This window comes from Sinomicrobium endophyticum (genome assembly GCF_052983315.1).
In genome coordinates, this window is record NZ_JBRKIS010000002.1 from 258,361 (window position 1) to 267,606 (window position 9,246).

Annotated in this window: 5 protein-coding genes; all 5 read left to right on the forward strand. The window is 44.6% G+C overall.

Annotated features, from left to right (window positions below; translation table 11 throughout):
• The first annotated feature begins 99 nt into the window (after positions 1 to 99).
• The 5 genes from ACVBDU_RS01315 (at position 100) to ACVBDU_RS01335 (ending at position 9,236) form a co-directional block, all read left to right on the forward strand.
• Entirely contained in the window at positions 100 to 4,113 is a 4,014-nt protein-coding gene (locus ACVBDU_RS01315; RefSeq protein WP_447177976.1) for a hybrid sensor histidine kinase/response regulator, read from the forward strand.
• A gap of 235 nt (positions 4,114 to 4,348) precedes the next feature.
• On the forward strand, positions 4,349 to 5,455 hold the full coding sequence (locus ACVBDU_RS01320; RefSeq protein ID WP_447177977.1) for an arabinan endo-1,5-alpha-L-arabinosidase: 1,107 nt from the start codon (positions 4,349 to 4,351) through the stop codon (positions 5,453 to 5,455).
• 251 nt (positions 5,456 to 5,706) lie between these two features.
• The gene (locus tag ACVBDU_RS01325) at positions 5,707 to 5,910 is read left to right on the forward strand and encodes a hypothetical protein (RefSeq protein ID WP_447177978.1); all 204 of its coding nucleotides are present in this window, start codon (positions 5,707 to 5,709) and stop codon (positions 5,908 to 5,910) included.
• A gap of 1,155 nt (positions 5,911 to 7,065) precedes the next feature.
• Positions 7,066 to 7,896: an RteC domain-containing protein gene (locus ACVBDU_RS01330; protein ID WP_447177979.1), complete on the forward strand. Its 831-nt coding sequence runs from the start codon at positions 7,066 to 7,068 to the stop codon at positions 7,894 to 7,896.
• 875 nt (positions 7,897 to 8,771) lie between these two features.
• Positions 8,772 to 9,236: a hypothetical protein gene (locus tag ACVBDU_RS01335; RefSeq protein WP_447177980.1), complete on the forward strand. Its 465-nt coding sequence runs from the start codon at positions 8,772 to 8,774 to the stop codon at positions 9,234 to 9,236.
• Positions 9,237 to 9,246 lie beyond the last annotated feature (10 nt).

The window sequence follows — 9,246 nt, forward strand, 5'->3', positions numbered from 1 at the left end:
CTATATTTTTGTTTATACTCATAGCATTTTTGTTTATTTTTTGAAAATCTCTGTTCAAGTAGCGGTATTATGAAGACTTTCCCTCATTTTTTTAAACTGATGTCTGCTTTTTTAATGCGTATTCTTCTTTTGTCGATGTTCATATTTCCGGGCAGGTCCGGCGGACAGGAGATAGAATTTGAAAAACTAAGCGCGAAAGATGGTTTAACCCATAGTACGGTCTACGATATTACCCAGGACGATACCGGGATCATGTGGTTTGGGACCCGGGAGGGGCTCAACAGTTATAACGGGAGCAAGATCACAACGTATTATCACGATCCGGAAAATGATAACAGTATTAACAGCAATCAGGTCAATGCAGTTGAAAATCTGGAGAGCGGGCTGTACATCGGCACCAATTCGGGACTGGACAAATTTGAACCCGAAACACATTTCTTTAAGCATATACTGAAAGGGAACACGGGGGCTGTAAATACCATTTTCGAGTCCGGGGACAGTACTGTTTTTGTAGGAACCGCCAATGGCCTTTTTACGATTGACGGGGAAGAGACCGTACATCATTATTTAAAAGGGCGTCCCGTTAAAGCTATAGCAGAATACAAAACAAATGTGTTCTGGGCGGCGCTCAACAAAAGGATATTGCTGATCAATAACTTCGGGGAGATCATAAAGAAATACAGGATCCCCGACAGTCCGGATACATCAGACGGCAATATCTTTACCATTAACACCCTTTTTAAAGACAAACAGGGGGCTGTTTGGGTAGGGACGTCACGCGGCCTGTTCTATTTTGATAAGGCCAGTGATTCTTTTCAGCACATAGCCATCGACAATTCGAATAAATTAGAGGCCGAAGTCATCCGGAGTATAGACCAGGGTACCGGGAACAATCTCTGGCTGGGAACCGAGAGTGGCATATTTGTCTATGATAAAGAAACCGGGGCTTTGGTAAATTACTACACACAGTCGTTCAGTGAACAACCCGATACACTTTCAGATAAATCGGTTTACAGCATATTTATCAGTAAAGAACAAATTGTATGGATCGGGACCTATTTCGGAGGCGTAAACTATACAAATCCCAAATCTGGGGGAGTCGTTAAATACTTTCCGAGCGATTATAAAAATTCCATCGGGGGAAAAGCCGTAAGCCAGATCGTTGAAATGGAAAACAACGAGGTCTGGATAGGTACCGAAGACGGGGGGATCAGTATCCTTGACAAGTCAAGTGAACGCTTTCGGTTCTTGAATACGGGAGACGGGTTGAGCAGCAATAATGTCCATTCCCTGGAAGAAGACAGCCGTGGTAATATCTGGATAGGGACCTTTCTTGGCGGACTGAACAGGTATGAAAAAAATACGGGGAAAATCTCGGTTTTTAAGTTTGATAAAAAAGATAAAAACTCACTGTCCAATAATTGCGTATATGCTATCCGTGAGGATCACAGCGGAAGGCTTTGGGTGGGAACGCAATTCGGTTTGAATATATACGACCGCGACTCGAAGAAATTCAGCCTTTACAAAGCCGAAGTTCTGGGCAATAAGTTTGTGTATGACATTTTGGAAGATTCTGAAAATAACCTCTGGTTCTGTACCCGTCGTTCGGGTATATATTTGCTCAATTCTAAAACGGGAAAACTTACCCGTCCCGAAGTCGTTTCGGGAACCGGTTCTCGGAAAAGAGGGCAAATCGTAAGCGCCTATGAAGATTCAAAAGGAAATATCTGGTTCGGATCCCTGAATCAGGGAATTATATTGCACAGGAAAAACGGGGAAAACCTCGAGTTTTTTGAACAGAATAAAAACCTGCCAAACAGCAATACATACGGAATACTGGAAGACGATTTCGGAAAAATATGGATCTCGACCAATAAGGGATTAAGTGTTTATGACCCTGAAAATAACAGCCTGGAGCATTTGGGAATTGAAGACGGGCTCAGTACGAATCAGTTCAATTTCAAATCTGCTTTCAAAGACAAGAGAGGCATGCTTTATTTCGGATCGGTTTATGGGTTGAATGTCATAGACCCTGACGAATTCAATGAGTCTCCCGGGACACCGGACCTGGAATTTAATGGTTTTCAACTGTTCAACCGGGAAGTCCCCGTTACCGAAAAAGGGGTGTTGAAAAAGCATATCAATTATCAGGACAAGATAACGCTGAACCACAGGCAGGATGTTATTTCCATAGCATACGGGGCTATTAATTATCTCAACGAAGGAGCTGTGAAGTATGCCTATAAACTGGACGGTTTTGACGACGGATGGAATGAGGTGGGCACCAAAACCACGGCCACCTACACCAACCTTTCCCCCGGTGACTATACATTCAGGGTAAGGACCCTGCCGCTTTCCCTGAACAATGAACGAAACATAGCACTGACCGTCCTCCCGCCATTCTGGAAAACCGATATAGCCTATTTTATTTACGTATTGATCATCCTGCTGATGGTTTATGCCTATTGGCGATTTGTAAGGTTCATTCACGATCAGAAACTGGCTTTACAAATGGAAAGGTTCGAAAAAGAAAAGAACAATGAACTGAACCTGCACAAACTCAATTTCTTTACGTTCATTTCTCACGAATTCAAGACCCCCTTAACGCTGATCATGGCTTCTGTCGAAAAATTTTTCAGGGAAAAAGTGAACAGGAGCGCCCCTCCGGAAGAATTGCTGTCGATCAAAAAAAATGCGGATAAACTCAATCAGCTTATACATCAATTGCTTGAATTCCGTAAAATTGAGACCGAACATGCGAAGCTCGAACTTAAAAAGGGAGATATAGTGTTGTTTCTCAAAGATACTTTTGAAGCGTTTAGCCCGCTGTTTGAGACTAAAGGGATCGAACATGATTTTTGTTCCGATATTCCGGAATACACCTGTTACTTTGATCCCTCCAAAGTAGAAATGATCACCACCAACCTCGTGTCAAATGCTTTGAAAAATACACCCGAAGGCGGAACAATACGTCTGGGCATGCGGATAAGCAACTTTCTCGATGAGAAAAAGAGAAGCAGGATCTTTCTTGAATTTACCGATACCGGTAAAGGAATGTCTGCCGGGGTGATAGCAAAGGTCACCGAGCCTTTTTACAAGCAGGATGGACAGGGCGGGAATTCCAATTCGGGGCTCGGTCTGGCCCTGGTAAAAAGCCTTGCCGATTTCCTGGAAGGAAAACTGGATATAAGATCAGAACAGGGAAAGGGAACTACTATAAATGTAGACTTTCCACTAATACTCAAAATAAAAAGTGAAAAAGAACTGCAAAAAATTAACGGTAATAAATCATTGAATGTGATGAACGATCTTATCATCGGCAGTATTGAGGCGGAGGAATTTACCGGGTTGCAAAAAAAGAACAACCTTAAAATACTGATCGCCGAAGATAATGTTGAGCTCATGAAATTCCTTCAGAGGCATTTTGCCGGCAGATTCCAGGTCATAACGGCCAGAGATGGCGAACAGGCTCTTGAAAAAATGGAACATACCCATCCCGATATCATTATTTCCGATGTTAAGATGCCCAGGCTCTCGGGAATACAATTTTGCAGAAAAGTAAAATCCGATCCCGATACCCGCCATATTCCGTTTCTATTGTTAACGGCCAGAAATAACGATAACTTCAGGATCGATGCGCTTGCTTCCGGAGCAAATGTCTACCTGACCAAGCCCTTTAACCTTAAAGAACTCGATCTACTGGTAACCAACCTGCTGGAGACCAATAAAAACCTTGAAAAACGTTTTTCCGGAATAAATACGCCCGACCCGGAGCATATTCCGGCAAATAATCATGAGCGCGAGTTCCTGAGAAAAATATCATTCCTGGTGGAGCAACATCATTCCAATTCCGGATTTGGTGTTGAAAGCCTGGCGAATGAAGCGGGTATTAGTCGTTCCCTGCTTCATATAAAAATGAAGAAGATCACCGGATTGAGTGCGTTAGACTATATCAAACGCATTCGCATGAAAAAAGCGACCCGGCTTATCCGGGAGGGAAAGAATATTTCGGAAGTAGCCTATAGGGTAGGATACAGTGACCCGAATTATTTTAGTCGCGCTTTTAAAAAGGAATTTAATATAACCCCTACTCAGTTTGCCGAACAAAAATAGTTTCTAAGGTGTTAAGGCCATAAAATTGGTAAAACTCAACATTTTTGCTTTGAATTTGGACAAAAGTCCCCTTATGCTGCATTTGTATTCCCTTATTTTACTGTTGAGGAGAAATTATTTACCCGGACTTACACCATCGGGAGTTACCCCTTGACAACACTACCTGTCAGCGGGCTCCTGATGTCCGTTGTAAACAGAATGCTCCCGTTTAAAAATTAACCAAAAATGCCCAATTATGAAAACTTCTCTTTTTGTATTCCTGAGTGTCTGTGCCGTATTTTCGGGTTGTAATTCCGAAGCCGGACCTGCCCCAACAACGTTGTCCGCCAATGCAGAACTAACCGGCGAAATGTCTGGAGGAACAGGACTGGTTGGCCTTACCGGCCTGAATGATGCGTCGCGCATCATAAAGTCGGGGGACAAGTATTTCTGGTACTCGACCGGCGGAGGCATCAGAATGAGATGGACCGCGTCGCCGCAAAGCGGCGTGTGGAACAGCGGACCGGACGTATTTCCTACCCGTCCTGCCTTCTGGGCAGACTATAGCCCCATAAATATTGCCTGGGCCCCTGACATTGTCTATCATGTGATCTCGGGAGAATACCGCATGTATTATTGTGTATCCAGTCTTGGGAGTACCAAGTCTGCCATCGGGCTCGCCACGAACACGACATTGGATCCGGCCGATCCCGATTATGCATGGGTCGATAAGGGAATTGTGATCTCAACCGAGGAAGGCGATCCGTACAATGCCCTGGATCCCTGTCCGGTCCGAACGCCCGAAAACTCATGGTTCCTTTGTTTCGGATCGCATTTCGGCGGGATCAAACTGATCCGGCTTGGCCCGGATGGAAAGAGGCATCCGACCCTGACCGATATGTGGAATCTGGCCAGAAAGGAGCCCACGGCAAATAGTGCCATTGAAGCCGCCGCCATATATCCGGGAACCAAAAACGGTACAGCCGGATTCTGGCTTTTCGTGAACTGGGGCACCGGTCTCGGCCATCAGGAGAACGCAACTTACGAAGTTCGTATGGGATGGTCAACCGATATCCGCGGACCGTACCTGGACAAGAATGGCATGAATATGTACAATGGGGGAGGAACCGTTTTTATGCCCAATAAGCAGACCTTCATCTGGGATAACAGCACCCGTATCGGACGGGGGCATATTGGCATTATCAAAGGTGAAATGCTGGATGGAACGCATCCGGACTGGGTAAGTTATTCCTATTGGCTGGAAAACCCGCCTTCAGGTGAGGATGGCAAGCGGTTCGGGCTGCAACGGTTAAAAGCGGATGCCGACGGCTGGCCGGACGATCGGATTCTGTTTCAGAATTGATGATTGGCTTTTTAAGAGGCTCCGGTTTTTGCATCCGATAGTTTAACTTGTCTTTGGAGATCCTTTTTTATGAGTGTCGTAAATATGATATTTAACAGCGATTCTGTTTATTAAATCATGACATAATAGTTATTGATATTTTGGATCCTGCATTTAAAAAAACACCGGAAGAAAGTTATATTTCATCCAAAAAGGTCGCTTCAACGTTTACACCTGTTCGACAGGTGAGTGCCAGGTTTCATTGAGTCATTGTGATGCAACCGGATTGCAGGCAACTCGACGCTACGGTAATTTTCGAAGAACTTGCAGCAAACATGAGTGCTTTTCTGTCGCCGCATCCGAAAAAATTCAATACCGATTTGCTAATCATGGGAGGAAGTATTGCCAGGGTACATTACTATTTTTCGCCTGCTGTCCGAAAAAATGGCAACAGTTGGAACAGGATGTGCCGGTAGCTGTTGTAGAATATACCGAAAGAGGCTCAGTCCTTCTTTTTGACGAGACCTTCCGGAACCAGGTTAAATATGATTTACCGGATGTACAATAAGGTTTAGTTTCCGGTTTTCAATTTAAAAAAACTTGATGAGTGACTTCTGCAGTTTTGGAATTGATTGATGTCTTTTCATCTGTGTATTGAAATATAACTGATGACCTGGAAATCAATGCCAGCCATATCCGAAAGACCTGGAATAATCTCCTTATCGTTTTAACTTATGGCAGGGAGAAGCGCTACACACCGTCCGTGTTTTGACCAGGTCAACAAAATTTTCCTCATTAAAAATAATTGATAAAAAACATTTCTTCATCATCCCTATTATCCTTTTGCTTTAAGCTCTCAAAAAATTTCAAAAGAGGTAATAGTAGTTCACCTGGAGCCCTGCCACCCCGACTTGACGGGATTTTCTTGTGAAATCCCGTTTTTTATGGATTTTCAGTAATTCTTTTTTCATTCATTTTCAATATGTTATGTGCTAATGGGGCTGGAATATAATTAGTTTGATAGCCTCCATTTTCGTAATACAATTGGCTGTCGAACAAAAAGGAAATGAACTGTCTTTTCTTTAAAACGTCTATGGTATCATAAAGTTTACTTAGATCCTTCAGGTAGTGCAGATTTTGATAAAGACTTTTATAGATTGAAGTGCGGTCTTTTCCTAATGCTTTGATAGATTTTCCCATGATGAAACTGGAAAATAGACTTTTGGAAGACCTGTTTAAACCGCTGTTTCAGCTTGTATTCGTTTTTTATAGATGTAATGGAATAAAAGCTACAAAAAAACAGGCTCTTGTCTGTGATTTTAATATTTACAATAATTTAAATGTTAAAATTTTAAGATAATCCATTCGAAACTTGTCAATAATACATGTGTTTTTTGTTCTATAAGGATTTTAACTATGGCCATAGAAATAGCATCCGGTAATTTTTTTTAAATTCGGAAAACATAACTACCCCCCGGACCGGTTTCGGGTCCGGTTTCACTATAAAAATACAGATCATTACCCCTGGGGTAACCGGGGATAATGCTATGGAGGATACAAATTATAATCCGGGCCCAACCTGTACTTAACCGCCGCATTCTCCTTATTTATAACAGAGATACCCTGAAGATATGGTATATGAAGCTGTTATTGCCAATTTTAACCGGGAACTACGAGATATAAAGACGTTACACCATGCCATGCCAGAAATTCGCCGGGGTGTGCTTTTGTGCCGCAAAACCTTATGCCGGCTACAGGAAACCGTAAAGAAAGAAGGGTTCCATACCCGGGCCGATGAAATTCACTTTTTCAAAGAAGTCAAAGTCCATCCTTTAAGCTGGCTGATCTACTTCACGGAAATCGGTACATACCAGATGCGCAAACCCAGGACAGGTAAAGACCTTCAAAAACAGTTCTACAAAAAACAACTGCATAAGGCGGAAAAGTTTTTCCGGAAACACCGGGATTTCAGCTATTATATGGAACAGGGGCATACCCACCGGGATACGGAATATTTTACCCGGCAGGCCTGGGAACACGTTCCGTTCTCTCCCGGTGAAGACTACCGGGACCCGGATTCTTCCACTTCGCACGATTTTTTATGGGCGCGGGTCCGGGCTATGCAGCGGGTGGTGGACTACCTTCAGAAAGCCCAACGGCAATTTTCTGCAACCTGCGTTTCCGCAGACCATGCCCGGGCACATCATGAGCTGGTCTGGACAGCCTCAAAGGTTTCCCTGGCCGAACTGGTCTATGCCCTGTATAGCGGAAAAGTATTTAACCACGGGCAGGCCGACATCCGGGACATTACCGAGGCCTTTGAAGTGTTTTTCAATGTCCGTCTGCCCCAGGTTTACAGGACCTATGCTTCGATCAAGGGCCGCAAAGGGCAACGGGCACGGTTCCTGGAAGAATTGATCTTTCACCTTTCCCAGAAAATGGACCAGGAAGAGGCTTTATAATTTTCGGCGTAAATATACCCGGTGTTGCTTCCCAACCCTTAAAACCATAATAAGTATACGGCTTTGCGAGCCCTCTGGGCGTACCAATGATGTATTTTTCTCTGCGGTTCTTTGTGAATGCTCTGTGCAACTTTGTGTCATAGCCTATTTCACAGCGTCCCGCAAAGATTTAAGTCATTCCGACAACCAGGCTGTCACCCCTTTGCCTTTACTTCGACTGGGCTCAGCAACCGCGGCATCCCCGCCTGCCGGCGGGCAGGCCCCCTCAAGGGGAGAAAATATAATATTCTTTACACTAAAACTCACCAACCAAAGCCTTAATCTCTTTTAAGAGCCCAAAAGCTCCCCTCTTGAGAGGGGCCGGGGGTGTGTCCTTATAAGTTTTTTCCTAAGAACTCCTAAAGAAATCCGTAAGAATAAAATTACCGGATTTCCCGTGAAATTCAGGGCCATTTGCCGGTTTATTTCATGGAATTAGGCTTCAAAACGTTAGAAATACCCTCAAAAACACAAATGTTAAAGTTTATGGTAATGTGCAAAAACCTTAACATTTCACCGGGAGCTTTGCATAACGAAAGTCAGATCAGGGACGTTCTGGAGTTGGTGAGTTGATGAGTTGGTGAGTTGGTGAGTTGATGAGTTGGTGAGTTGGTGAGTTGATGAGTTGGTGAGTTGGTGAGTTGATGAGTTGATGAGTTGGTGAGTTGATGAGTTGGGTAGTTGTGAGTAACACCCTCTAATACTCCCACACTCCAAGACTCCCAAACTCTCCAACTCCAGGGCTCCCAAACTCCCAAACTCCAGGACTCCCCAACTCCAAGACTCCAAGACTCCCCAACTCCAGGACTCCAAATATTAACCTTAAAAAACAAAAAATGATGAACACACAACACAACACCCGAAAACCCCCGCATCCGGAACCGTTCCGGCTGCGGAAAGTAACGTGGGAAGACGACTATGTCGATTTCCTGCACGACCAGGCCCAGGGGCCGCGATACCGGCACCTGCGAAGATGGATGAAACAAGCCGTCCTTATACTCCTGCTGTTATCGGCCTTCCTGTATGCCGGTCCGCTGCTGCGGCTGGCGGACAGCACCGCAGCCACGGTAGATGCCGGCACCCTGAGCCTGCTGCTGCTGGTACTGCTGGGCGTAGCCGCCTGCCACCTGCTGGCCGGCCTGTTGGCCGCACAACTGTATCGCAGCTTCAGACGGCTGCTGGACAGCGCTTTTACCACACATTCCCTAAAACTGAACCCATGGCAACACGTATGTATTTACCTGGCTGGCTATATATCCTTATTCTGGGGTATGGCCCTCTGGCTCTCGCGAATGATGTAACCACCCTGCG